Here is a 24,499-nt window from a genome sequence, read left to right as displayed (position 1 = left end):
TAATAGACGCCTTTCGGCTTCCCAGGTTAAAAAATGACCGATTACTTACTTCTCTTTGTTGGCACAGTGCTGGTGAACAACTTTGTGTTGGTCAAATTCCTCGGCCTTTGCCCATTTATGGGCGTGTCAAAAAAACTGGAAACGGCCATTGGCATGGGACTTGCCACCACTTTCGTGATCACGCTGGCGGCGATCTGCGCCTGGCTGGTGAATCACCTGATTCTGGTGCCGCTTGATCTGGTCTATCTGCGCACCCTCGCCTATATCCTGGTGATTGCTGTTGTGGTGCAGTTCACCGAAATGGTGGTGCGTAAAACCAGTCCGTCGCTCTATCGCCTGCTGGGTATCTTCCTGCCGCTGATCACCACCAACTGTGCGGTGCTGGGCGTGCCATTATTGAGCGTTAACCTCAATCACACCTTCCTGCAGGCGGCGCTGTATGGCTTCAGTGCGTCACTCGGCTTCTCGCTGGTGATGGTGCTGTTCGCCGGCATGCGCGAGCGTCTGGTACTGGCGAATGTTCCCGCGCCGTTTAAAGGTAACTCGATTGCGCTGATCACCGCTGGTCTGATGGCGCTGGCCTTTATGGGCTTTACCGGGCTGGTGAAATTCTAATGACCGCGATTTGGATTGCGATTATCGCGCTGGCTGCATTGGGCCTGGTGTTTGGTGCCCTGCTGGGTTACGCCTCACGTCGCTTCGAGGTGGAAGAAGATCCGATTGTTGAGCAGATCGATGAGATTTTGCCGCAGAGCCAGTGTGGTCAGTGCGGCTATCCCGGCTGCCGCCCGTATGCCGATGCGGTGGGTAACAACGGTGAAGCGATCAATAAGTGCGCGCCCGGCGGCGAGCAGACCATGCTCAAGCTGGCCGCGCTGCTCAACGTTGAACCGCAACCGCTCGACGGCGGCGCAGACGTGCTGGAGCCGATACGTACCGTGGCCTGGATCGATGAAGAGAATTGCATCGGCTGCACCAAATGTATTCAGGCTTGCCCGGTGGACGCCATCGTGGGTGCCACGCGCGCCATGCACACCGTGCTGAGCGATGTCTGCACCGGCTGCGATCTCTGCGTTGCGCCTTGCCCGACCGATTGCATTGAGATGCGCCCGGTTGCCACCACCACGGCCAACTGGAAGTGGAATCTCGACACCATTCCTGTACGGGTGATCCCGGTAGAAACCCATGCTTAATTTGTTAAACCTGTTCCGCAAAGAGAAGCTGTGGGATTTTCAGGGCGGCATCCATCCGCCTGAGATGAAAACACAGTCCAACGGTACGCCGCTGAGCCAGTTACCCCTGCCTGAGCGCTTTATCATTCCGTTAAAACAGCATATCGGCCATGAAGGCGAGATTTGCGTGGCGCCCGGCGACAAAGTGCTGCGCGGCCAGCCGCTGACCTTTGGCGGCGGACGCATGCTGCCGGTGCACGCGCCGACGTCCGGCACCATCGAAGAGATTGCGCCACACATGACGGCGCATCCTTCTGGCCTCTCCGAGCTGTGCATTTTCCTGCGTGCCGACGGCGAAGATCGCTGGACCACGCTCGATCCGCAGCCCGATTATCGCGCCCTGTCGCGTGAAGAAGCGGTAAAACGCATTCACAATGCGGGCATCGCCGGATTAGGCGGCGCGGGCTTCCCGACCGCCACCAAACTGCGCGGCGGCCTGCGCGGCGTGAAAACCCTGATCATCAACGCCGCCGAGTGCGAGCCGTACATCACTGCCGATGACCGTTTAATGCGGGATTGTGCTGCCGAAGTGCTGGAAGGCTGCCGCATTCTGGCGTGGGTGTTGCAGGCGGAACGCGTGCTGATCGGCATAGAAGATAACAAACCGGAAGCCATTGCCGCGCTGAAACAGGCATTGGGCGGCGATCGTGAATTACAGATTCGCGTGATTCCGACCAAGTATCCGTCTGGCGGCGCGAAACAGCTGACGCAGATTCTCACCGGCCTCGAAGTGCCACACGGCGGACGTTCCACCGATATCGGTGTGCTGATGCAAAACGTCGGCACCGCGTGGGCGGTAAAACGCGCCATCGTAGACGGCGAACCGATCACCGAACGCGTGGTGACGCTGACCGGCGCAGCGCTGGCGCGCCCGCGCAACGTCTGGGGACGGCTCGGTACGCCGATCAGCCACCTGCTGCAGCATGCCGGTTTTACGCCGGGATCGCGCCAGATGGTGATCATGGGCGGTCCGCTAATGGGCTTTACCCTGCCGTCGCTGAACGTGCCGCTGGTGAAAATCTCCAACTGTATTCTGGCGCCGTCGGCCAGCGAAATGGGCCACGATCAGCAAGAGCAATCCTGTATCCGCTGCAGCGCCTGCGCGGATGCCTGCCCAGCGAAACTGCTGCCGCAGCAGCTGTTCTGGTACAGCCAGGGCGGCGATCACGAAAAAGCACGCGCGCACAATATTGATGACTGCATTGAGTGCGGCGCCTGCGCTTACGTCTGCCCGAGTAACATTCCGCTGGTGCAATATTACCGCCAGGAAAAAGCCGAACTGCGCGCCATCGATCTTGAAGCGAAACGTACCGCCGAAGCGAAAGCGCGTTTCGAAGCGCGTCTGGCACGCCTGGAACGCGAAAAACAGGCGCGTGAAGCGCGTCATGAACAGGCTAAACAGCGCGTGGCGCGTAGCGATCAGGGTGAACTCGACGCCGCCGTGGCACGCGTGAAAGCGCGTCAGGAAAAAACGCCGGAGCAGGATGCTGCGGAACGCGAAGCGCGTCATGCACAAGCCTTAGCGCATCAGGCCGAGAAGCAAGCTGAAACGCAGGCGCTGAGTCGTCAGTCCGGCGATCCGCGTAAAGCGGCGGTGGAAGCGGCAATTGCCCGTGCGAAAGCGAAGAAAGCGGGCGCACCGGCGGCTGACGTCGCGCTTGCCGAGCCGCCAGCTGATGCGCCTGCGGCAGAAGTCGATCCGCGTAAAGCGGCGGTTGAAGCGGCGATTGCGCGTGCGAAAGCGAAAAAAGCTGCCGCTGCGGCAGAACCCGCACCCGCTGAGCCGCCAGCTGTCGCGCCTGCTGCTGAAGTCGATCCGCGCAAGGCCGCCGTTGAAGCGGCGATTGCGCGCGCCAAAGCCAAAAAAGCCGCCGCTTCCGCACAACCCGCTGCACCGGCACCCGCCGAGCCGTCAGCTGATGCACCTGCTGCTGAAGTTGACCCGCGCAAGGCCGCCGTTGAAGCGGCGATTGCGCGCGCCAAAGCGAAGAAAGCCGCCGCCGCTGCCGCGCAGCAGGCTGAAGCCACATCACCTGAAGTGGAGGCTGCTGCCTCTCCTGACTCCGCCGACCCACGCAAAGCGGCGATTGCCGCTGCGGTCGCCCGTGCCAAAGCGCGTAAAGCGCAGCAGCAGCCTTCGACGACTGAGGATTAAATGGCTTTTCGTATTGCAAGTTCTCCCTATACCCACAACCGCCGCAGCACCGGCAATATCATGCTGCTGGTGGTGTTTGCCGCGCTGCCGGGCATGGCCGCACAATGGTATTTCTTTGGCGTCGGTTTCTTAATTCAGGTTTTGCTGGCCACCGCCACCGCGTGGGCCACCGAAGGGGCGATTCTGCGCCTGCGTAAAACGCCGGTGTTGCCGACTTTATCCGATAACTCTGCCCTGCTCACCGCGTTGCTGCTGGGCATCAGCCTGCCGCCGCTCGCGCCGTGGTGGTTGGTGGTGTTAGGTACCATTTTCGCCATCGTCATCGCCAAACAGCTGTACGGCGGTTTGGGGCAAAACCCGTTTAACCCAGCAATGGTCGGTTACGTGGTGCTGCTGATCTCCTTCCCGGTGCAGATGACCAGCTGGCTGCCGCCCGATAGCCTGCAGGCGATCAAACCCGGCCTGCTGGATTCGCTCAGTATGATCTTCACCCACCACACGCTGGCCGGTGAAACCATGCAGCAGCTGCAGCTCGGCGTTGATGGCGTCAGCCAGGCGACACCGCTCGATACCTTTAAAACCGGCCTGCGTGCTGGGCACAGCGCCGAACAGCTGCTTGCGGAGCCGATTTATAGTGGCGTGTTAGCCGGTGTTGGCTGGCAGTGGGTTAACCTCGGTTATCTGCTGGGCGGCGCGCTGCTGCTGGCAAAGAATGCTATCCGCTGGCACATTCCGGTCAGTTTCCTCGTCTCGCTGGCGTTCTGCGCCACGCTGGGCTGGGTGTTCTCGCCGGAGTCGCTTAACTCACCGCTGATTCACCTGTTCTCCGGTGCCACCATGCTCGGCGCGTTCTTTATTGCTACCGATCCGGTGACCGCCTCCACCACCAATCGCGGCCGCCTGGTTTATGGCGCGCTGATTGGTTTGCTGGTGTGGCTGATTCGCAGCTTTGGCGGCTATCCGGACGGCGTCGCCTTCGCGGTATTGCTGGCCAATATTTGTGTGCCGCTGATTGATTACTACACTCAGCCGCGCGTTTACGGCCATCGCAAGGATTGAAGATGATCGAAGCTATTCGTAAAAATGCGGTGACGCTGGCGGCCTTTGCGGTGATCACCACCGGCGTGACGGCGGTGGTTAACTATGTCACCAAGCCGACTGTGGAGCATCAGACAGCGCTACAACAGAAAAATCTGTTAGATCAGGTGGTACCGACCGATCTGTACGACAATCACATCCAGCAAGAGTGTTATCTGGTGACCGATGCGCTGGCGCTGGGCAATGATCGCCCGCACCATCTCTATTTAGCGCGTAAAGGCGATCAGCCGGTGGCCGCCGCGCTTGAGACCACCGCGCCAGACGGCTATTCTGGGGCGATTCAGATGCTGGTCGGTGCCGATTTCCACGGCAAAGTGCTGGGCGTGCGCGTGGTTGAGCACCATGAAACGCCGGGCCTCGGCGATAAAATCGAACTGCGTATTTCAGACTGGATTAACAGCTTCAATGGCAAAGTGATCCACGGCGCGGATGACAAAAATTTTGCGGTGAAAAAAGACGGCGGTGAATTCGACCAATTTACCGGCGCAACCATTACGCCACGCGCGGTGGTCAACGCCACCAAGCGCACCGCGCTGCTGATTGAAACACTGCCAGCGAAGCTTGCTTCGCTGCCTGAATGTGGAGATGCAAATGAGTGAAGCCAAAAATTTACTGGTCGGCGGCCTGTGGAAAAATAACTCCGCGCTGGTGCAGCTGCTCGGTCTCTGTCCGCTGCTGGCGGTGACCTCAACCGCGACCAACGCTCTCGGTTTAGGCCTGGCGACCACGCTGGTGCTGACCATCACCAACAGCGCAATTTCCGCCTCGCGTCGTTGGGTGCCGGCCGAAATCCGTATTCCGATTTACGTGATGATCATCGCTTCAGTGGTGAGCTGCGTGCAGATGCTGATCAACGCCTATGCGTACGGTTTGTATCAGTCGCTCGGCATCTTTATCCCGCTGATCGTCACCAACTGCATTGTGGTGGGTCGCGCCGAAGCGGTCGCCTCAAAGAGCAGCATTCCGCTTTCGGCGCTGGACGGTTTTGCCATCGGCATGGGCGCAACCTGCGCGATGGTGACGCTGGGATCGATTCGTGAACTGATTGGCAGCGGCACGCTGTTCAACGGGGCGGATCAGCTGCTGGGGCCGTGGGCCAAAGCGCTGCGTATTGAAGTGGTGCACTTTGATTCGCCGATGCTGCTGGCGATGCTGCCACCGGGCGCGTTTATCGGCCTTGGCATGCTGCTGGCGGCAAAATACCTGATCGATCAGAAGATGAAACAGCGTGCGGCCACCCGTGCAGCAGCGCCTGAAGCGGAGCCGCAAGGCGCAACCGGGAAAGCGGTGTGAATAAAGAGAAACGCGCGCAGATCCTGACGCGCCTGCGTGATGAGAATCCGCATCCGACCACAGAACTGAACTTCAGCACGCCGTTTGAGTTGTTGATTGCGGTATTACTCTCCGCGCAAGCCACCGACGTCAGCGTCAACAAAGCTACCGCGAAGCTCTATCCGGTGGCGAATACCCCGGCAACGATGCTGGCGCTGGGCGTGGATGGCGTGAAGGAGTACATCAAAACCATCGGCCTGTTTAACAGCAAGGCGGAGAACGTCATCAAGACCTGCCACATTCTGCTGGAACAGCACGGTGGCGAAGTGCCGGAAGATCGTGCGGCGCTGGAAGCGCTGCCGGGCGTCGGGCGTAAAACCGCCAACGTGGTATTGAATACCGCTTTCGGCTGGCCGACCATCGCTGTTGATACCCATATTTTCCGCGTCAGCAATCGCACCCGCTTTGCGCCGGGCAAGAATGTGGAAGAAGTGGAAGATAAGCTGCTGAAAGTGGTGCCGGCGGCGTTTAAAGTCGATTGCCATCACTGGCTGATTCTGCACGGTCGCTATACCTGCGTGGCGCGCAAACCGCGTTGCGGATCCTGTCTGATCGAAGATCTGTGTGAATTCGACGCCAAAACCGAACTCTGAATCGCGGGCTCTGACACATCTGCTGCGTCACGGCAAATGTGCCCTTTTCAACTGCGCGCACTAAAGCTTCATAGCGGGCCCCGGCCAGCGCACTCGCTGCTGGCTTAACTGACACGCATTACGCCATAGACAAGCTGCGTATTTAACCTGCGGCGGCCTGCAACCAGGCGACCACCAGCGGCGACAGCCGGTTTTGTAACGCCGCCCTTTCGGACTGGAACAAGGTGGCGACAAAGAACGGGTGATCGGTCAATTCAATGCCGCGCACGTCGCCTTCCAAATCCCATGACGTGATCTGCAGATTCTGCGTCGCCAGCGCTGCGCTGAACTCGGCGTTGACGCCAAAGTTGCAGTGATAACCCTCATCGCTCTGTAACGCACCGTAAGCCCGAGCAATACGTGAACCCGGCTGGAAGGTCACGCTGCCACGCTGTTCCACCAGCGAACAGGCCAGTGGCGCAATCACCCAGCGACCGCTGGGATCGGTTTCCGCATGCGCCGCATCTTCCCAGCCCAGCACATTGCGCGCGTACTCAACGATGGCGTACTGAAATCCGCCGCACGAGCCCAAAAATGGCTTACCGCTTTCCCGCGCCCAGCGAAGGGTGGCAAACACGCCCGCATCATTGAGATAAGGACTGCCCGGAACCAGCCAAATCGCCTGGTAATCATTGAGGTTGTGCTGATTGAGTTCCGGCGTGGCGATCCAGTCGGCGCTGACGTTGAGTGAAAGGGTTTTTGCAGCGAGTTTTACAGCGGGAGGAATGGCCTGATGCGCAACGGCATTAGCACGGTAATCGCCAATCAGGGCGACACGAATCGACTTCATCATGACTACGTCCTTTCAGGGAAAAAAGGAGGTTACAGCAAAGTTAACCCGCTGTCTAAACGCCTTTAAACGTCGATTTGTGCGGCTTTCGTTTCCACGCATTGCGCTTATGGACGCCTGTTTATCTGCCAAATAAGGTGTCAGACCGCGCTAATCTTCGCCAGATGTCAGCTACGCAAACGTTTTCTTCTTTTACCCTGATAATTAATTCGTGGTTTTGTGCGCAGGATCAACTAATTAGCGTTCTGGAATCTTTTGACTGCTTATTACGCTCACCAATCAAGCTGTTGTGCTTATTATGCGCACACCGGCAATAATAATCTCTGTATAAATTATGGTCTTTAGCGTTATATTCTGATAAAGCCGCCCTGAGCAGTTTATATCAGGAAAATGATCTTCCCGATCTGCATTTCACCTATTTATCCTGATATAATGCCACCCAGCGAGATTTAACACTGATTTATAACTTTGTATAACGGCATTAACCCTACCTATTGCAAGTATTTCAGCGTGCAGAAAATGCTTGCCCTGTTGGACTGATTCAGCCAAATTAGTCGCCGTTTTTCCTTTCTAATAACAATGTTGCGCGGGATTACCCAGCCCGACGCAGACTTAATTCCTGTCGCAAAACAGGCTATGTTAAAACTGAGGTATACGTGTCAACTGCAAACAAACACACTGACGGGGCGCCAAGCCTCAACGCTTTTAAGCAACCGAAAGCGTTTTATCTGATCTTCTCCATCGAGCTGTGGGAACGTTTTGGTTACTACGGCCTGCAAGCCATCATGGCGGTTTACCTGGTTAAACAGCTGGGCATGTCCGAAGCGGACTCCATTACGCTGTTCACCTCGTTTAGCGCGCTGGTGTATGGTTTAGTCGCCATCGGCGGCTGGCTCGGCGATAAAGTGCTGGGTACCAAACGCGTCATCGTGCTCGGCGTAATGGTGCTGGCGCTGGGTTATGCACTGATTGCCTTCTCCGGCCATGACACCTCGATGGTGTATATCGGCATGGCGACTATCGCGGTAGGTAGCGGTTTGTTTAAAGCTAACCCGTCTTCCCTGCTGTCGACCTGCTACGAGAAAGATGACGCGCGCCTCGACGGTGCCTTCACTATGTTCTACATGTCGATCAACATCGGTTCGCTGTTCTCGATGATGCTGACGCCGTGGCTGGCCGCGAAATATGGCTGGGGCGCCGCGTTCTCGCTGTCGGTTGTCGGTCTGGTGATCACGCTGCTGAACTTCCTGTTCTTCCAGCGTGTAGTGAAAAACTACGGATCCAAGCCGGATTTTGCCCCGCTGCAGATGGGTAAACTGCTGATGACGCTGATTGGCGTGGTAGCACTGATTGCGCTGGCGGCCTGGCTGCTGCATCACCAGAGCATCGCACGTATGACGCTGGGCGTCATCGCCGCAGGTATCGTGGTGATCTTCGCTAAAGAAGCCTTGGCGCTGAAGGGGGCAGCACGTCGTAAGATGATCGTGGCCTTCCTGCTGATGGTTGAAGCGATTGTGTTCTTCGTGCTCTACATGCAGATGCCGACCTCACTTAACTTCTTCGCTATCCGCAACGTTGAGCACGCGATTCTCGGCATCACCTTTGAGCCGGAGCAGTTCCAGGCGCTGAACCCGTTCTGGATTATGCTGGCAAGCCCGATTCTGGCCGCGGTGTACAACAAGCTTGGCGATAAAATGCCGATGCCACACAAATTCGCCTTCGGTATGGTGCTGTGTTCAGCGGCCTTCCTGGTGCTGCCGTTTGGTGCCAAATTTGCCAACGAAGCCGGTATCGTCTCAGTGAACTGGCTGATCCTTAGCTATGCGCTGCAGAGCATTGGTGAGCTGATGATTTCCGGTCTGGGCCTGGCAATGGTGGCACAGCTGGTACCACAGCGTTTAATGGGCTTCATCATGGGTTCGTGGTTCCTGACCACCGCGGGTGCAGCAATGATTGCCGGTAAAGTCGCGAACCTGATGGCGGTGCCGAATGATGTGACCGATCCACACACGTCACTGGCGGTCTACAGCCATGTGTTCCAGCAGATTGGTATCGCCACCGGCGTGATCGCCCTGCTGATGTTAATCACCGCGCCACTGCTGAACCGCATGACGCAGGATGATAGTCAAACTGAACTGAAACGCGCCAGCGCCAATCAGTAAGCAGAAAGCCGGGCATGTCCCGGCTTTTTTCTACCGACTATTTCGCCGCCATTCACATTTCCTTTAACGATTTCTGCTACCCACACTTCGCTTTTTGCTCGCTTAACTTCATGATGTCGGCTCACTGTTAATCTGAGTGGAATAAGCATGGACAGGTTTGATGAGCTTGAGGTATTTGTCGCGGTTATCCAGCAAGGCAGTTTGGCCGGTGCCGCACGTTTGTTACAGCGATCGCCACCGGTGATCACGCGCACCCTCAACACCCTTGAAGCCCGCCTCGCCACCACTTTGATTGAACGCACCACGCGCCAGCTGGCACCCACCGAAGCTGGCTGGCAGCTGTTTGAGCAGGCACAGCGCGTGCTGAGCGATTATCAGCGCGCCATCGACAGCGCTCACCACAGCGGCCTGCATGGCTTGCTGCGTTTAACCGCGCCGGTGCAGTTTGGTCGTCGCCACGTCATGCCCCTGGTGAATGCCTTCCTGCAACAGCATGCGGAGATGCAGATTGAAGTGGTGCTCAGCGACAGCTATCAGGACCTGATCGAAAACGGCCTCGATATCGCGCTCCGCATTGGTGCACTGCAGGACTCTTCGATGGTGGCGCGTCAGGTTGGCACTGTGCGTTCAACGCTGGTTGCCAGCCCCGACTATCTGCAACAGGCTGGCACGCCTGTTCATCCCACTGAACTGACTCAACATGCTTTAGTGACGAGCTTGCGCCATACGCGCGAGTGGCGCTTCGCTCACGACCTGCGCGTGCGCATCACGCCGCGTCTGAGGGTTAATGACGTGGAGAGCCAGCTGGAAGCGCTACGCAGCGCACACGGCATCGGACGGCTGCTGTCGTATCAGGTTCTTGACGATATCCACAGCGGGAAACTGCTGCGCTTGCTGCCAGAATGGGAACCCGCGCCGCTTCCGGTGCAGTTAGTGACCCAGCGTGTGAAGAATATGACGCCTAAAGTGCGGCAATTTTGGGATTTTGCGCTCGAAAAGCTGCCGTTACTGCCATGCTTTGCTGAATAAACCTGAACGGTGACCGCAATTCCTGATCGCAGTCACGGGTAAATATCCCTGGCAGACTTATGCTGCTTTGATCACCACAACATTCAAGGAGAAGCCATGATGAAACTCTATTGTAAGCCCGGTGCCTGTTCGCTATCACCGCATATTGTCGCGCTGGAATGCGGGCTCGACTTCACCCAGGTGAACGTGGACCTGCAGAAGAAAGTGACCGAGCAGGGAGAAGATTATTGGCAGATTAACCCGAAAGGACAAGTGCCGGCGCTGCAGTTTGACGATGGCAGCATCCTGACCGAAGGCGTGGCGATTGTACAATATCTGGCGGATCTTAAGCCGGATCGCCACCTGCTGGCACCGACCGGCAGCCTGACGCGCTATCACACGCTGGAGTGGTTGAGTTTTGTCAGCAGCGAACTGCACAAAAGTTTTAGCCCGCTGTTCCGTCCGGATACGCCGGAAGAGTACAAAACCATTGCCCGTGCGCAGCTGGAGAAAAAGTATCAGCAGGTGAATGAGGCGTTGCAGGATAAACAGTGGCTGCTGGGATTACGCTTTACCGTTGCCGATGTGTATCTGTTCGTGGTGACGCGCTGGGCTAAAGCCATCAAGCTGGATTTAGCGGGGCTGGATGCGCTGGAAGCCTGGTTTAATCGGGTTGCAGAGCGCCCAGCGGTGCAAGCGGCATTGAAGGCGGAAGGTTTGGTTTGATCCGGCGCTATTCTTCGTCGGGTCGCTATCAGTGCGTACGCCCCAGATCGTTGGATCGTCATTCATGGTGAGCTGAATGGCAGGTGCGCAGGACTGCGCACCTCACGGGGAATTTACAGCTTTTCAGCGGCGAAATGCTGTGTCGGCTTGGCAATCGCATCCTGCGCGGCCACCAACTGCAATTCGTACTCGCCCATTTCGTGGGTTTTCAGCATCACTTCATAAACCGCCGCGGTGATGTGCTCGAGCGCATCCTGCAGCGACTTGCCTTGCAGCAGATCGACCAGCAGCAGACCGCTGGTGAGATCGCCCACGCCAACCGGCTGACGCACGCCAAAGTCCACCAGCGGACGGCTGATGTGCCAGCACTCATCGGCGGTCACCAGCAGCATCTCAAAACGATCGCTACGACGTCCGGCACGCGCCAGATGTTTCACCAGCACCACTTTCGGGCCTTTGCTAATCAGTTCTCGTGCCGCAACCACCGCTTGCTCGACGTTGGCCACTTCATGGCCGCTGAGCATCTCCAGCTCCAGCAGGTTTGGGGCGATGATGTCACTGGCGGGCAACGCCATTTTACAGTGAAACTCCGCCACGCCCGGCGCCACGATGCAGCCTTTCTCCGGATGGCCCATCACCGGATCGCAGAAGAACCACGCATGCGGATTGGCTTCCTTCACCAGACGCACGATCTCCAGAATCTGTTCGCCCTGCTCCGCCGATCCCAAATAGCCACTTAGCACCGCATCACAGGTTTTCAGGCGGTCAACTGCCGCAATGCCTTTAACGATGTCGGTCAAATGCGTGGCGGGCATTACGGTGCCGGTCCAGTGTCCATATTGGGTGTGATTAGAAAATTGCACGGTATTCAGCGGCCAAACGTTTGCGCCCATGCGGCGCATCGGGAATTCGGCAGCGCTGTTACCGGCGTGTCCGTAAACAACGTGAGATTGAATTGCGAGAATATTTTTCATTTTGCCCTGTACTGCTGTCTTGCCATAAAAAAGGGCCGGAAGCCGGCCCTGAACGCTTACTGCCAGTTAATCAGGCAGTAATGTTTTTTACCGCGACGCAACAACGTGAAACGTCCAAACAGTTTATCGCTGTCGCTGAAACGGTACTCCGCATCTGACTGTTTTTCGCCATTCAGCGATACCGCGTTAGAACCGATCATGGTGCGCGCCTGGCCGCGTGATGGCACCAGCTCAGCCGCCACCAGCGCCTGCTGCAAATCGTCTTCTGCCGTCAGCGTGATGGTTGGCATGCCGTCCTGCGCTAGTTGCTCGAAGTCCGCTTCGGTCATCGCGCTCAGGCTGCCGGAGAACAGGCTCTCGGTGATGCGTTTTGCCGCAGTTAAGCCGCTTTCGCCGTGCACCAGACGCGTCACCTGCTCAGCCAGCACGTATTGCGCGCGTGGCGCTGTGCCGCTGTTTTTGTCTTCTTCTTCCAGCGCATTGATCTCTTCAATGCTCATGAAGGTGAAGAACTTCAGGAAGCGATATACGTCGGCATCCGCAGTGTTGATCCAGAACTGGTAGAACTTGTATGGACTGGTTTTCTTCGCATCCAGCCACACTGCGCCACCTTCGGTTTTACCGAACTTGGTACCGTCAGACTTGGTGATCAGCGGTACGGTCAAGCCCCACGCCTGCTGCTGATGCAGACGACGCGTCAGATCGATACCGGAGGTGATGTTGCCCCACTGATCGGAACCGCCAATCTGTAGCACCACATCGTGACGCTTGTTCAGCTCCGCAAAGTCATAACCCTGCAGCAGGTTGTAGGAGAACTCGGTGTAAGAGATGCCCTGATCTTCGCGGTTCAGACGCTGTTTCACCGCTTCGCGGTTGATCATCTGATTCACTGAGAAGTGCTTACCGATGTCGCGCAGGAAGGTCAGCACGTTCATGCCGCCAAACCAGTCGTAGTTGTTCGCGGCAATCGCGCTGTTGTCGCCGCAATCGAAGCTGAGGAAAGGCGCGACCTGGTTGCGGATCTTATCCACCCACTCGCCAACGGTTTCAGCGGTGTTAAGTTTACGTTCTGCTGCTTTAAAGCTGGGATCGCCAATCAGACCGGTGGCACCACCCACCAGCGCGACCGGCTTGTGTCCGGCATCCTGAAAACGTTTCAGGCAGAGCAGCGGCACCAGATGGCCCAAATGCAAGCTATCAGCGGTAGGATCGAAGCCGCAATAGAGTGCAATTGGCCCTTGCGCCAGTCGCTCTGCTAACGCTTCTTCATCCGTTACCTGGGCGACTAAGCCCCTTTCTTGCAATTGTTGTATCAGGTTACTGCTGGTCATCACTGACTCCAAATTGATCAGACTGCACCTAGGCTGGTACACAGCTTTCCGCTGACGTGCGGAGACGAAAAAAAAGAGGGCTATAGCATAAAGCGCTGACGCCAACTGCGCCAGCGTTGAAAGGGGATAAAACGCAGTTTTACGGGGCTAAACGGTCAATCGACCAGCCATTGTCATTACGCTGGTAGAGGAAGCGATCGTGCAGACGATGTTCGCCGCCCTGCCAGAACTCCACGGTGTGGAATCTGACACGGTAGCCGCCCCAGAAACTCGGCAGCGGCACGTCGCCCTGCTGGAATTTCTGTTTGAGTTCGAGGAACTTGCCTTCCAGCACGCCGCGCGCCGAGATGCGGCTTGATTGCTTCGACACCCATGCGCCAATCTGGCTATCACGCGGGCGGCTGCTGAAGTACTTCAGCACCTCCAGCGGCGACAGTTTTTCCACTTCGCCCAGCACCATCACCTGACGCTCAAGGAAGTGCCATGGAAAGTGCAGCGAAATACGCGGATTCTCTGCCAGCTGCAGCGCCTTGCGGCTGCCGAGATTGGTATAGAACACCATGCCTTGCTCATCGTAATGCTTCAGCAGCACAATGCGCTGATAAGGTTGGCCGCTGCTGTCAACGGTGGCGACCGTCATTGCCGTCGGATCCGGCAACTGCGCGGTGCAGGCCTGCTGCAGCCACTGCTCAAACAGCGCCAAAGGGTTATCGGGCAGATCTTTACGTCGCAGCCCGCCGCGGGTGTATTCACGACGCAGATGGGCAATATGTTGCAAGCTGTCACTGTCGCTCATGCTGTTTCTCTTTCTCACGTTTACTGAACGGAGGTATCCGCGTTCTGCAATTCACAATCATTAATCACGATTTTGTTATTACGTTCAACAAAAGCGCCATTGCCTTTTGACCAGAAGACGTAAGTGCCGTCGCTGTAGCGCGCGCCAGAGGCCGACACCGTTTGTGCCAGCGTCAGGGGCTTACCATCCAGAATAAAGCTCACCTGCTGCTTCGCGTTATCCTGAGTAACCGTCAGCGGCAAAGTGCCGCACTGATAGCGCAGCTGTTGCGGTGCCTCTTCCTGCTTATGCATCATGCCGCAGCCACTTAATAGCGCCACGCTGCTCAGTATCATCATTATGTTTTTCATTTTTACCTCTTAACGACCAAGTCGGGGATTGGCGGGGTAAATTGCGCCCAATACGCTCATGTCCCGCGCGCCCGTTACCGCCGGCAGGTTGCCCGGTAACCCATTTAATGTGCGAAACGCCAGCCACGCAAAGGCCAGCGCTTCCATATCATCACCGCTGATGCCCGCTTCGTCGGTGGTACCGACTTCCGTTCCCGACAGATGCGTGGCCAGCCGCGCCATCAGCAGTGGATTTCGGCTGCCTCCGCCGCAGACCAACAGACGATCGCAACCGTCGTTGAGCTGCACCTGCTGCGCAATGGTTAACGCCGTCAGCTCAGTCAGCGTAGCCTGTACATCCTGTGGTGCCAGCGCCGGGAAACGCTGCAGCTGCTGCTCGATCCAGCTGAGATTGAAATATTCGCGCCCGGTGCTTTTTGGCGGCGGCAGTGCAAACCACGGATCGCTGAGCATCAACTCCAGCAGCGCTGGAACCACCTGTCCGCTGCGCGCCCAGGCGGCATCTTTGTCGTAAGGCAAACCTTTGTTGCGCCAAATCCACGCATCGATCAGCATATTGCCCGGCCCGGTATCAAAACCGCGTACCGGCTGGCCGGGGATCAGCAGTGACAGATTAGCGATGCCGCCGATGTTCAGCACCATGCGGCGCTCAGCGCTGTCCATTAACAGCGCCTGATGGAAAGCCGGCACCAGCGGCGCGCCCTGCCCGCCGAGCGCCATGTCGCGGCGACGAAAATCCCCAATCACCGTGACGCCGGTTGCCGCCGCGATCTGGTTGTTATCGCCAATTTGCAGTGTATTCGGCGCATCACTTTGCGGCTCATGCCACACCGTTTGTCCGTGGCAGCCAATCGCCATAATGTCGCTGGCCTCCAGCGACTGCTGGTGCATCAAGGTTAAAACTGCCTCGGCGAACAGCTTGCCCAGCCGCGTATCCAGCTGCCCGAGCTGCGACAGCGTCAAGGTTTGCCCCTGACAAATGGCCAGCACCTGCTGGCGCAATTCCTGCGGGATGGGATGACAATAGCTGGCCTGCTGCGCCACCATTTGACCATCAATGGCCGCCAGTACCACGTCCACGCCATCAAGGCTGGTGCCGGACATCACGCCAATATAGCGTCCTGATTTCATAGCGGTTCACTCCCTTAACATCGTCTGGCTTAAGCCTGGCAAATTACCGGGTCTAATTCTATGATAAAATTCCGCTTTTCAGCGTCACTGCACAGTGCATTCCAGCTCAGCAATATTTTCGTTGGGTAATTGAATTTTTGTTGAGGGACGATGGTCTATGCTTCGCCCCAGCCGCGTTTTATACGGACTTAGCGTCATTTGCCAGTTTTCTGTCTTATACTCTGTGCAGTACAGGATGAGAAACATGGCGTTTTTTTGCATTAAGGAGCGTTCTGATGATTAAGCGTTTTGTAGCCGTGGCGTTGACCGGCTTAACTCTGGCAGGTTGTGCCAACGACAGCACCCTTTCCGGTGACGTTTACAGCGCCAGCGAAGCTAAACAAGTACAAAGTGTTTCCTATGGCACGCTGGTTTCTGTTCGTCCGGTGAAAATCCAGGGCGGCGATGAAAACAACGTGATTGGCGCAATTGGTGGTGCAGTACTGGGCGGTTTCCTCGGTAACACCATTGGCGGCGGCAGCGGTCGCAGTCTGGCAACCGCTGGCGGTGCGGTACTCGGTGGCGTAGCCGGTCAGGGCGTTCAGGGTGCGGTCAACAAATCTGACGGTGTCGAGCTGGAAATCCGCAAGGATGATGGCAACACCATCATGGTGGTGCAGAAGCAAGCTGCCACCCGTTACTCGGTTGGCCAGCGCGTCGTGATGGCGTCAAACGGCAGCCAGGTTACCGTTTCGCCACGTTAAGCGAACAGATAAAAAAAACCGACGCCTGGCGTCGGTTTTTTTATTTCTCGCGGTTATGAAACTCAAGAATGTTTTTTTCCAGCCGCGCAATCAGCGTCACCATCTGATTGATCTCCTCCAGGCTGATGCCGGAAAGAATGTCATCGCGCGTGGCATCAATCACATTCTCAACCTGCTCGATAATCGGCTCAGCCTGCTTGGTCAACTTGATGCGCTTGGCGCGACGATCGTTGGCGCAGGTCGCGCGGGTGATCAATCCTTTCTCTTCCAGCTGATCCAGCGTGCGCACCAGTGAAGGCTGCTCAATGCCGATCGCTTTGGCCAGCTGAATTTGAGACTGCTCTGGCGGGAGTTGATGAATATTGTGTAGCGTCACCCAGTGTGTTTGTGTCAACTCAAGCGGTTTTAAACGCTGATCGATTAACGCGCGCCAAATGCGCACCAGACGAGACAGATCGGTTCCCAAGGGCGTATCCATTGCATCTCCTTATAATTAGCTTGCTAGCTATTAAGCCAGATTTTACACTATTCTGCGAGTTTACCTGGCAAATTACAAATACCAGGCCTGCATATACGCTTGCCGTCTACGCGCTATTTAGATGATTCCCGGTCAAAAAGGATGATGACACGTGTCCCTAACCGCCTTTTCCCCCAGCGCCCCGCTTACCGACCTGGTGTTCGGTGCGTCGCTGTTTTTTCCGCCGCTGTTTAAAGCGGTGTTACTCGGTTTCTTTTTCTGGTTGTTGATTCACCCGCTGATACGCGGCTGGATCTACTCTGGCGATGTCTGGCATCCCACCTTGATGGACCTTTCCCTGTTTGTACTGTGCGTCGCTGGCGCATTGTGGTTACTGAGCCTCGGATAAATCACTATGAAATTCAACCCTTTTAAGTATTTTTCAACCCTGGTGATTTTTGCGCTGGCCCTGCTTGCCGGATGGTGGATGTGGAATTACTACATGCAATCGCCATGGACGCGTGACGGCAAAGTGCGCGCCGAGCTGGTGGATATCACGCCGGAAGTGTCCGGTCGCATCATCGCTCTGGAAGTGCGCGACAATCAGTTTGTGCATAAAGGCGACGTGCTGCTGAAGCTCGATCCGGTGCCGTGGCAAATTGCGCAGGCCAATGCCGAAGCCCAACTGGCTAAAGCGCAGGCCGATCTGGCCAAAGCGCAGCATGAAGCCAATCGCCGCGCCAGCCTGCCGCGCAACGTCATTTCAGCGGAAGATATGGATGCCGCCCGCTTAACCGCCAATGCTGCCGCAGCGACGGCAAAAGCGGCGCAGGCTAGCCTCGATCAGGCACGCTGGAATCTTGATCAAACCACCATTACTGCGCCCACCGATGGCTGGATCAGCAACCTGACGCTGCGCACCGGCAACTATGCCAGCGCCGGTACGCCGCTGTTTGCGCTGGTCGACAGCCACTCTTACTACGTGATGGGCTATTTCGAAGAGACCAAGCTGCGCCATATTCAGCCCGGCGCTGCCGCGCAAATTGTGTTGTACAGCAACGGCGCGCGCTTGCAGGGTTCAGTGGAAAGTATCGGACGCGCCATTTATGACCAAAGCGTCGCCAGCGATGGCGGGCTGGTGCCCGATATCAAGCCTAATGTGCCCTGGGTGCGCCTGGCGCAGCGCGTGCCGGTACGTATTCGCTTTGACGCGTTGCCGGAAGGTGTGCCGCTGGTGGCAGGCACCACCTGCACCATCTCCATTGCCGACTGAGGTTGTGATGAATTTTCAGTGGCTGGCCTGGCAAAATCTGCCGTGGATAAAAGCAAGTTGGGGCGAGTGGCGCTACGCGCTGCGTAATGGCATCGCGATGTGTCTCGCCTTGACCATCGCCTATGCGCTGCAACTCGATCAACCTTACTGGGCCATGACCTCGGCGGCGGTGGTGAGTTTTCCCACCGTCGGCGGCGCCATCAGTAAAAGTCTGGGGCGCATCGTTGGCAGTTTGCTCGGTGCCAGCGCCGCGCTGCTGATCGCCGGACACACGCTGAACGAACCCTGGCTGTTTGCCTTTTTCATGGCCGGGTGGCTGGCGTTCTGTACCTGGATCGCCAATCACTACCAAAATAACGTGGCCTACGCGTTTTCGCTGGCGGGTTATACCGCCGCCATCATCGCTTTTAGCAGTGTCAACATCACCGATGTCACTCAGCTGTGGGATATCGCTCAGGCGCGCGTGTGCGAAGTGATCTCCGGCATCCTGTGTGCCGGATTGATGATGATGATTCTGCCCAGCACCTCAGATGGCAACGCACTGATGAGTTCACTGCGTCAGATGCACGCGCGTTTGCTGGATCATGCGGTGTTATTACTGCAGCAAAGCAGCACTGATAACGTGCGCACCGCCCATGAGAATGTCATTAGCCAGATTCTCACCATGAACCTGCTGCGCATTCAGGCGTTCTGGAGCCACTATCGCTTCCGCCGCCAGAATAACGTGCTGAACTATGTGCTGCACCAGCAGCTGCGTCTCACCAGTGTACTCTCAAGCCTGCGCCGCATGTTGCTGAACTGGCCCGATGCGCCACCCGAACTTTACGACGCCATGGCCAAACTGTTGCAGGAACTGGCGCAGCCGCAGTGCGACAAATACCGTTTGGCGCTGATTCTGCGTGGCATCACGCCATCAGCAACCGGTGATTACCGTCAACGCGCCTTCGTCCAGCGACTGCGTTATTTCTGCTGGGTGTATCTCAATGTGAATCGCTGGATTCGCCTGATTGAACGCGCCGATGCCGATACCCGTTTTCAGCCGCCGTATGCGCCCTCGCTGGCGCGCGAAAGCGACAGTGCTGAAGCCGGCTGGAGCGCGCTGCGAACCTTCAGCGTCATCATGCTGGGAAGCGCCTTTTGGATCACCACGCAATGGGATTCCGGTGCCGCCGCCCTGACGCTTACCGCCATCGCCTGCGTGCTTTACTCCTCCGCGCCCTCGCCCAGTGGCAGCGTCTCGCTGTTGCTGAAAACCTTGCTGTGGCTGTCGCTGTTTAGTTTTGTGCTGCAGTTTGGTTTGATGGTGCAAATCAGCGCGCTGTGGCAGTTTTTACTGGTGCTATTCCCGCTGCTGCTCACCTTGCAGTTGTTCAAACTGCAGCAGAAGAAACGCGCCGGGATGTGGGGGCAATTCATTGTTTTTATGGGATCCTTTATCGCCGTCACCAATCCGCCGGACTGGGATTATCAAAGCTTCCTCAATGACAATATCGCCAAGGTGTGCGGCGTAATGCTGGCGTGGCTGGCGTTTCAGGTGCTGCGTCCCAGTTCCGATGCGCGTCGCAGTCGTCGGCATATTCGTGCCCTGCGCCATGCGTTTCTCGATCAGCTTCGCCGCCATCCGCGCCTGAGCGAAAGCCACTTCGAATCACAGATTTATCATCATATTAGCCAGCTCAGTAACAGTCGGGACGAGCAGGCGCGCGTCTGGCTGCTGCGCTGGGGCGTGGTGTTACTGAACTGTTCCCACATTGTCTGGCAGCTGCGCCAATGGCAGCCGACGTCGGCTACGCTCAGGCAAATGCGTGATAGCAGCCTGCAGGATCTGCAACGAATTATAAGTCTGCGCGGCGTGCATCACACCGCGCTGCAGGCCACGCTGGATGAGCTGGAAACCCTGATTGAGCAACTGCAGCAGCAACAGGAGAGCGAAGCCAATACGCTGGCGGGCATTTTGTGGCGCCTGCGCTGCTCACTGGCCCAGTTAGCGCAGGCGGTACCGGATTGATTACTGACAATATTGCGTGGTCTGACGATTAAAATCATCCTGCAACTGCTGCAGCGATTTCTGTCCTTCAAAGCGGGTTTTATCCTGATCGGACATCGGTTCAATTACCAGCGCCTTCTCTTCTGAAGAGTAGATAAAGCGGCGATACAAAGTGGTGCCGGTGAAACTTTTGCCCTGAATACCGCCGCACACCACTGTCATCGCATGACGATAAGTTTCGCTGTGGGTGAAGTTGGTTTCGGTGGCGCTGCGCAAGACATTTTCGCAGCCATTGGCTTCGAGCCGATGAAGGGTGTGCTGGGTTAGCCATTCACGGCCACGCGCAATTTTCTCACAGCCGACGCGCAGCGGATTGGTATCAATGGTGCGTTGCAGTTGTCGACTGGCATCTAAACGCAGCTGTGTGTCGTTGGGTTGATCGCATCCCACCAGCAATAAACATAACAACATCATCCCACGCGCTTTCATTCCTGCCCCTGAAGGTTTTATTCCTGAATCAATATCATAGGATGGAAAAACCGCGGAGAGTAGCAAGAAAATGGGTCAACTTTTTTCAGCGTGAGGAAATGGGGGCGACAAGCTGCTGCCGCCCAAAGCATTAAATTACGCCGCAGGCAAAACGCGCCCCGCCGCCGCCAAGCGGTTGCGGATGGTCGGCATGATTATCGCCGCCCACATGCACCATCAAGGCTTTACCTTTGATTTCACTCAGGGATTTGATGCGTGGCGCAACGACCGGGTACGTCGCCTTGCCATCATCTGTGACAAACAGCGCGGGTAAGTCGCCAAGGTGACCATCGGCATACGGACCAAGATGCTTGCCGGATTTTTGCGGATCGAGATGTCCGCCCGCCGCACCGGCCGCCACCGTTTTACCGTCCGACTCGCCCGGTTCACAGCTGCCTTTAGCATGGACGTGGAAACCATGAATGCCGGGTTTCAGGCCGCTTAACGCTGGGGTAAATTGCACACCGTATGGCGTTTCGCTAAGCGTGACGGTGCCAATCGCTGCCCCGATGCCTTGCGCCGTGGTTTCATGCAGCGTGACTTCTTCTGACGCCGCCTGCGCACCCGCGGCGCAGGCCAGAGCCAGCATAACAATGAGGGTTTTCTTCATAACGTCTCCTTACGGTTAGATTCCCTCTAAGCCTGGACTGCTTTCATCCAGGCTGCCGTAATTTGACGCAGCTTTACGCTTTAGGGCACATCGTAGCCGATGGCGGCTTTACGGATGCGGAACCATTGCTGGCGATCCAGCGTCAATTGGCACGCGCCAACCGCCTCTTTTACACGTTCGATTTTACCTGATCCAATAATCGGCAGCGGACGGCTTGGCAGTTTCATCACCCATGCATACACCACCTGCTCGATATTGCTGGCGCCGATCTCCTGCTTAACCTGCTCCAGCTCATCGCGCAGCGGCTGATAATGCGGATCGTTAAACAGGCGACCGCCGCCGAGGCATGACCACGCCATCGGGCGAATGCGATTTTGCTGGCACTGGTCAAGCGAGCCATCCAGCAGCGACGTTTGTTCCAGTGGAGAGATCTCCAGTTGATTGGTGACCAGACTGAACGGCAAACGCGATTGCAGCAGCGTGAACTGCGAGGCGGTGAAGTTGGAGACGCCAAAATGGCGTACTTTGCCGCTCTGATGCAGCGCCGTAAAGGCTTCGGCAATCTCATCAGCGTCCATCAACGGATCCGGGCGATGAATCAATAGCAAATCGAGGTAATCGGTATGGAAATGGCGCAGCGAATTTTCGGCGCTGTGCAGAATGTGGCTGGCTTCGGTGATGTAGTGACCAATACGGTGTTCAGGCTTTGCGCGCGTCGCAATGCCGCATTTGGTGACGATTTGCAGCTTCTCACGCAACCCTGGCGCGAGGCGCAGCGCGGCACCAAAGGCGGCTTCACATTGGTAATCGCCGTAGATGTCGGCGTGATCGACGGTGGTGATGCCCAGCGCTAAATGGTGCTCAATAAACTGCACCACATGCTGCGGCGTCATGCCCCACTCCATTAAACGCCAGTAACCGGCGATCAGCGGTGAAAATGAGGGTCCCTGCGGTGCAATAGCCTGCGCTTGTAACATGGTTAAACTCCCAAAACACGGTTCCAGATGACGAAAGCGGGAGTATAACGGAAAGGCAAATCATCGTTTTCTTAAAACAGTTCCGGTTGTTGTGGATCATGATCTTCATCCACTTTTTGCTGCCGCTGCAGGCGCAAAAAGCGTTGCCGGCACAAGCGCAGCACATCGCGCTTTTGCGCATCGCTGAATTTCATCCAGTTAAAGCGCTCTTCCCGGCTGCGTAAACAGCCACGACAATAGCCACGCGCGTCACTCTGGCAAATACCTCGACACGGGCTGGGAACAGGGAAGAACTCGAGTTGCTCGGCCACATCCACTCCGCAATTAACATCTCATATCACATTGATAACAGCTTAATGACATTGTGCAAAGCGTAGACGCCCATTGCGCATAATCAAGCCATTACGCTGTCTGGTTACGCCTGTTTACCAAATAGCCAGCATTTATCGGATTTGGATGGTTTATGTTTACTCTTGGTTAAGGTTTTCCTCAGCTTGTCTTCATACGATTGTCACACGACTTCTTACCGTTGAGTTTTCATGAGATTCCCGACCACCCTGCAGTGCGGCACCAGCGGATTTAACCTTATCGCAGCGCTGTTCTTCGCATTAGTTTTGAATGCCCTGTTCTTGCTGCGTGCCTGGGAAATGATTCCTTACGATCATCCCCACGATTATCTGTTCGCCGCCAGTATTCCGCTGGTACTGGCCTCGGCTTTCTATTTTATTTTCTCACTTGCTGCATGGCCTTATCTGCGCAAGCCATTGCTGATTGTGCTGGTGTTCGTCAGCGCCGCCGCCAATTACTTCATGCACAGTTTTGGCACGGTGATCGACACCAATATGATGCAAAATGTCTTTGAATCCGACCCGCAGGAAGCCTCAGCGTTGTTCAGCAGCCGCTATCTACTCTGGATGTTATTGATGGGGATGGTGCCGGTGGCGTTGATTTGCGGCGTGCGTATTCGTCGTGGACCACGCTGGTGGTGGAATCTGCTGCAACGCCTGACGGGCGCACTGGGCGCAATATTGGTGATACTGCTGATGGCGGCGCTGTTTTACAAAGATTACGCCTCGCTAATCCGCAATAATAAAAATCTGATCAAGATGATTACCCCGGCCAATATCGTCAGCGGCACCGGCCACTATGTCGATCAACGCTATCTGCAAGGTAGCCAGGCGCTGGTGAAAATCGGTGAAGATGCACATAAAGGTGCGTTAATCTCCGCCGCAACCCGTAAAACGCTGGTGGTGTTAGTGGTAGGCGAAACGGCGCGCGCCGAGAACTTCTCGTTGGGTGGTTACGCGCGAGATACCAATCCAGAACTGAAAAAACAGCAGGTGATTTACTATCCCAACGCCAGTTCCTGTGGCACAGAAACCGCCATCTCGGTGCCCTGTATGTTCTCGAATATGCCTCGCATGCATTACGACGCCAATCTGGCGCACCACCAGGAAGGCGTACTCGACATCCTCGCCCATGCGGGCGTAAGCGTACTGTGGCGCGAAAATGATGGTGGCTGTAAAGGCGCCTGTGACCGCGTGCCGCACACCGATATGACGCAGTGGAAACTGCCGCAATATTGTCACGATGGTTTTTGCCAGGATGAGGTGTTGCTGCATCGTCTTGATAACTATGTTGCCAGCCTGCACAACGACGGCATTATCGTGCTGCATCAGATGGGCAGCCACGGCCCAGCCTATTATCAGCGTTATCCGGCTGAGTTCCGCCGTTTCACGCCCACCTGCGACAGCAAGCAGATTCAGGATTGCGATCATCAGGCGCTGGTGAATACTTACGATAACTCGCTGCTGTATAGCGACGACATGCTGAGCCGCACCATCGATAAGCTTAAAGGCCTAAGCGATCACTTCAATGTTGCGCTGGTTTATCTCTCCGATCACGGCGAATCGCTTGGCGAGCGCGGGATGTATCTGCACGGCGCGCCTTACCTGTTTGCGCCTGCGCAGCAAACACACATTCCTCTGCTGATGTGGATGTCACCGGGATACGCGGCGGCGTACCACATCAATGATACCTGTTTACGCCAGCAAGCGGCTGACGCCAAGGTTTCGCAAGATAATCTTTTCCATACGGTTTTAGGCATGTTCAATATCCAGACGCAGCAGTATCAGCCGCAGCTAGACATGATCAGATCGTGCCAAACTGCCGCCTGAGGGTTGCGTTAGACTGACTGGTCTAATAAC

At 56.4% G+C, this 24,499-nt stretch carries 26 protein-coding genes; 15 read left to right on the top strand and 11 right to left on the bottom strand.

Going from position 1 to position 24,499, the window contains the following annotated elements; all coding sequences use genetic code 11:
* Positions 1 to 33: 33 nt before the first annotated feature.
* The 7 genes from rsxA to nth are packed head-to-tail and all read left to right on the top strand — an operon-like array spanning position 34 to position 6,410.
* Entirely contained in the window at positions 34 to 615 is a 582-nt protein-coding gene (gene rsxA / locus IB226_RS04075; protein ID WP_101764524.1) for an electron transport complex subunit RsxA, read from the top strand.
* A complete protein-coding gene (gene rsxB / locus IB226_RS04070; RefSeq protein ID WP_110866053.1) occupies positions 615 to 1,193 on the top strand; it encodes an electron transport complex subunit RsxB in 579 nt (192 codons plus the stop codon). The genes rsxA and rsxB overlap by 1 nt, the downstream gene beginning before the upstream one ends.
* Complete coding sequence (rsxC, locus tag IB226_RS04065) at positions 1,186 to 3,387, top strand: electron transport complex subunit RsxC (protein WP_192233679.1); 2,202 nt, start codon at positions 1,186 to 1,188, stop codon at positions 3,385 to 3,387. The genes rsxB and rsxC overlap by 8 nt, the downstream gene beginning before the upstream one ends.
* Complete coding sequence (gene rsxD, locus IB226_RS04060; protein ID WP_110866051.1) at positions 3,388 to 4,446, top strand: electron transport complex subunit RsxD; 1,059 nt, start codon at positions 3,388 to 3,390, stop codon at positions 4,444 to 4,446. It begins immediately after the preceding gene.
* A 2-nt stretch (positions 4,447 to 4,448) separates the two neighbouring features.
* A complete protein-coding gene (gene rsxG / locus IB226_RS04055; protein ID WP_101764528.1) occupies positions 4,449 to 5,084 on the top strand; it encodes an electron transport complex subunit RsxG in 636 nt (211 codons plus the stop codon).
* Positions 5,077 to 5,778: an electron transport complex subunit E gene (locus tag IB226_RS04050; RefSeq protein ID WP_008110261.1), complete on the top strand. Its 702-nt coding sequence runs from the start codon at positions 5,077 to 5,079 to the stop codon at positions 5,776 to 5,778. The genes rsxG and IB226_RS04050 overlap by 8 nt, the downstream gene beginning before the upstream one ends.
* The gene (gene nth, locus IB226_RS04045) at positions 5,775 to 6,410 is read left to right on the top strand and encodes an endonuclease III (protein ID WP_192233677.1); all 636 of its coding nucleotides are present in this window, start codon (positions 5,775 to 5,777) and stop codon (positions 6,408 to 6,410) included. The genes IB226_RS04050 and nth overlap by 4 nt, the downstream gene beginning before the upstream one ends.
* A 142-nt stretch (positions 6,411 to 6,552) precedes the next feature.
* Here nth and IB226_RS04040 read toward each other — a convergent pair whose 3' ends face one another.
* Entirely contained in the window at positions 6,553 to 7,242 is a 690-nt protein-coding gene (locus IB226_RS04040; RefSeq protein ID WP_192233675.1) for a CTP synthase, read from the bottom strand.
* 653 nt (positions 7,243 to 7,895) lie between these two features.
* Between IB226_RS04040 and dtpA the strand changes: the two genes are divergently transcribed.
* The 3 genes from dtpA to gstA all read left to right on the top strand — a co-directional run bounded on the left by dtpA (position 7,896) and on the right by gstA (position 11,135).
* Complete coding sequence (dtpA, locus tag IB226_RS04035; protein WP_192233673.1) at positions 7,896 to 9,401, top strand: dipeptide/tripeptide permease DtpA; 1,506 nt, start codon at positions 7,896 to 7,898, stop codon at positions 9,399 to 9,401.
* Between the two features lie 147 nt (positions 9,402 to 9,548).
* Positions 9,549 to 10,430, top strand: coding sequence for a LysR family transcriptional regulator (locus tag IB226_RS04030; RefSeq protein WP_110866047.1), 882 nt, complete (start codon positions 9,549 to 9,551; stop codon positions 10,428 to 10,430).
* A gap of 99 nt (positions 10,431 to 10,529) precedes the next feature.
* Positions 10,530 to 11,135, top strand: a complete 606-nt coding sequence (gene gstA, locus IB226_RS04025; RefSeq protein WP_192234504.1) for a glutathione transferase GstA — start codon at positions 10,530 to 10,532, stop codon at positions 11,133 to 11,135.
* Between the two features lie 113 nt (positions 11,136 to 11,248).
* On the opposite strand, the gene pdxY is transcribed toward gstA, so the two are convergent.
* The 5 genes from pdxY to anmK form a co-directional block, all read right to left on the bottom strand.
* The gene (gene pdxY, locus IB226_RS04020; RefSeq protein WP_192233671.1) at positions 11,249 to 12,109 is read right to left on the bottom strand and encodes a pyridoxal kinase PdxY; all 861 of its coding nucleotides are present in this window, start codon (positions 12,107 to 12,109) and stop codon (positions 11,249 to 11,251) included.
* Between the two features lie 56 nt (positions 12,110 to 12,165).
* A complete protein-coding gene (gene tyrS / locus IB226_RS04015; RefSeq protein ID WP_008110275.1) occupies positions 12,166 to 13,440 on the bottom strand; it encodes a tyrosine--tRNA ligase in 1,275 nt (424 codons plus the stop codon).
* Positions 13,441 to 13,579: 139 nt separating this feature from the next.
* On the bottom strand, positions 13,580 to 14,236 hold the full coding sequence (gene pdxH / locus IB226_RS04010; RefSeq protein WP_101764536.1) for a pyridoxamine 5'-phosphate oxidase: 657 nt from the start codon (positions 14,234 to 14,236) through the stop codon (positions 13,580 to 13,582).
* Between the two features lie 20 nt (positions 14,237 to 14,256).
* Positions 14,257 to 14,586, bottom strand: coding sequence for an MliC family protein (locus IB226_RS04005; RefSeq protein ID WP_110866045.1), 330 nt, complete (start codon positions 14,584 to 14,586; stop codon positions 14,257 to 14,259).
* A 9-nt stretch (positions 14,587 to 14,595) separates the two neighbouring features.
* Entirely contained in the window at positions 14,596 to 15,717 is a 1,122-nt protein-coding gene (anmK, locus tag IB226_RS04000) for an anhydro-N-acetylmuramic acid kinase (RefSeq protein ID WP_192233669.1), read from the bottom strand.
* Between the two features lie 275 nt (positions 15,718 to 15,992).
* Between anmK and slyB the strand changes: the two genes are divergently transcribed.
* Positions 15,993 to 16,460 carry an outer membrane lipoprotein SlyB gene (slyB, locus tag IB226_RS03995; protein ID WP_008110282.1) on the top strand — a complete coding sequence of 156 codons (468 nt, stop codon included), beginning with the start codon at positions 15,993 to 15,995 and terminating at the stop codon, positions 16,458 to 16,460.
* Between the two features lie 40 nt (positions 16,461 to 16,500).
* Here the strand turns inward: slyB and slyA are convergent, their stop codons facing one another.
* The gene (slyA, locus tag IB226_RS03990; protein ID WP_007892783.1) at positions 16,501 to 16,938 is read right to left on the bottom strand and encodes a transcriptional regulator SlyA; all 438 of its coding nucleotides are present in this window, start codon (positions 16,936 to 16,938) and stop codon (positions 16,501 to 16,503) included.
* A gap of 151 nt (positions 16,939 to 17,089) precedes the next feature.
* On the opposite strand from slyA, the gene IB226_RS03985 reads away from it, so the two are divergent.
* The 3 genes from IB226_RS03985 to IB226_RS03975 are packed head-to-tail and all read left to right on the top strand — an operon-like array spanning position 17,090 to position 20,198.
* The gene (locus tag IB226_RS03985) at positions 17,090 to 17,326 is read left to right on the top strand and encodes a DUF1656 domain-containing protein (protein WP_008110284.1); all 237 of its coding nucleotides are present in this window, start codon (positions 17,090 to 17,092) and stop codon (positions 17,324 to 17,326) included.
* Positions 17,327 to 17,332: 6 nt separating this feature from the next.
* The gene (locus IB226_RS03980; protein ID WP_192233667.1) at positions 17,333 to 18,190 is read left to right on the top strand and encodes an HlyD family secretion protein; all 858 of its coding nucleotides are present in this window, start codon (positions 17,333 to 17,335) and stop codon (positions 18,188 to 18,190) included.
* A gap of 7 nt (positions 18,191 to 18,197) precedes the next feature.
* The gene (locus tag IB226_RS03975) at positions 18,198 to 20,198 is read left to right on the top strand and encodes an FUSC family protein (protein ID WP_192233665.1); all 2,001 of its coding nucleotides are present in this window, start codon (positions 18,198 to 18,200) and stop codon (positions 20,196 to 20,198) included.
* Here IB226_RS03975 and IB226_RS03970 read toward each other — a convergent pair whose 3' ends face one another.
* The 4 genes from IB226_RS03970 to IB226_RS03955 all read right to left on the bottom strand — a co-directional run bounded on the left by IB226_RS03970 (position 20,199) and on the right by IB226_RS03955 (position 22,603).
* Positions 20,199 to 20,666 (bottom strand): hypothetical protein, encoded by a 468-nt coding sequence (locus IB226_RS03970; RefSeq protein WP_101764541.1) that lies wholly within the window; start codon positions 20,664 to 20,666, stop codon positions 20,199 to 20,201.
* Positions 20,667 to 20,796: 130 nt separating this feature from the next.
* Positions 20,797 to 21,315, bottom strand: a complete 519-nt coding sequence (gene sodC / locus IB226_RS03965; RefSeq protein ID WP_192233662.1) for a superoxide dismutase family protein — start codon at positions 21,313 to 21,315, stop codon at positions 20,797 to 20,799.
* Positions 21,316 to 21,395: 80 nt separating this feature from the next.
* On the bottom strand, positions 21,396 to 22,292 hold the full coding sequence (locus IB226_RS03960; protein WP_192233660.1) for an aldo/keto reductase family oxidoreductase: 897 nt from the start codon (positions 22,290 to 22,292) through the stop codon (positions 21,396 to 21,398).
* Between the two features lie 71 nt (positions 22,293 to 22,363).
* A complete protein-coding gene (locus IB226_RS03955; RefSeq protein WP_008110296.1) occupies positions 22,364 to 22,603 on the bottom strand; it encodes a DUF1289 domain-containing protein in 240 nt (79 codons plus the stop codon).
* 228 nt (positions 22,604 to 22,831) lie between these two features.
* On the opposite strand from IB226_RS03955, the gene eptA reads away from it, so the two are divergent.
* The gene (eptA, locus tag IB226_RS03950; protein WP_192233658.1) at positions 22,832 to 24,469 is read left to right on the top strand and encodes a phosphoethanolamine transferase EptA; all 1,638 of its coding nucleotides are present in this window, start codon (positions 22,832 to 22,834) and stop codon (positions 24,467 to 24,469) included.
* Positions 24,470 to 24,499: the final 30 nt, after the last annotated feature.

The sequence above is a fragment of the Pantoea sp. PNT03 genome, assembly GCF_014852515.1.
Taxonomy (GTDB): domain Bacteria; phylum Pseudomonadota; class Gammaproteobacteria; order Enterobacterales; family Enterobacteriaceae; genus Pantoea; species Pantoea leporis.
Note: the sequence above shows the minus strand (reverse complement) of the source record. Positions and strands in the feature narration are given on the sequence as shown.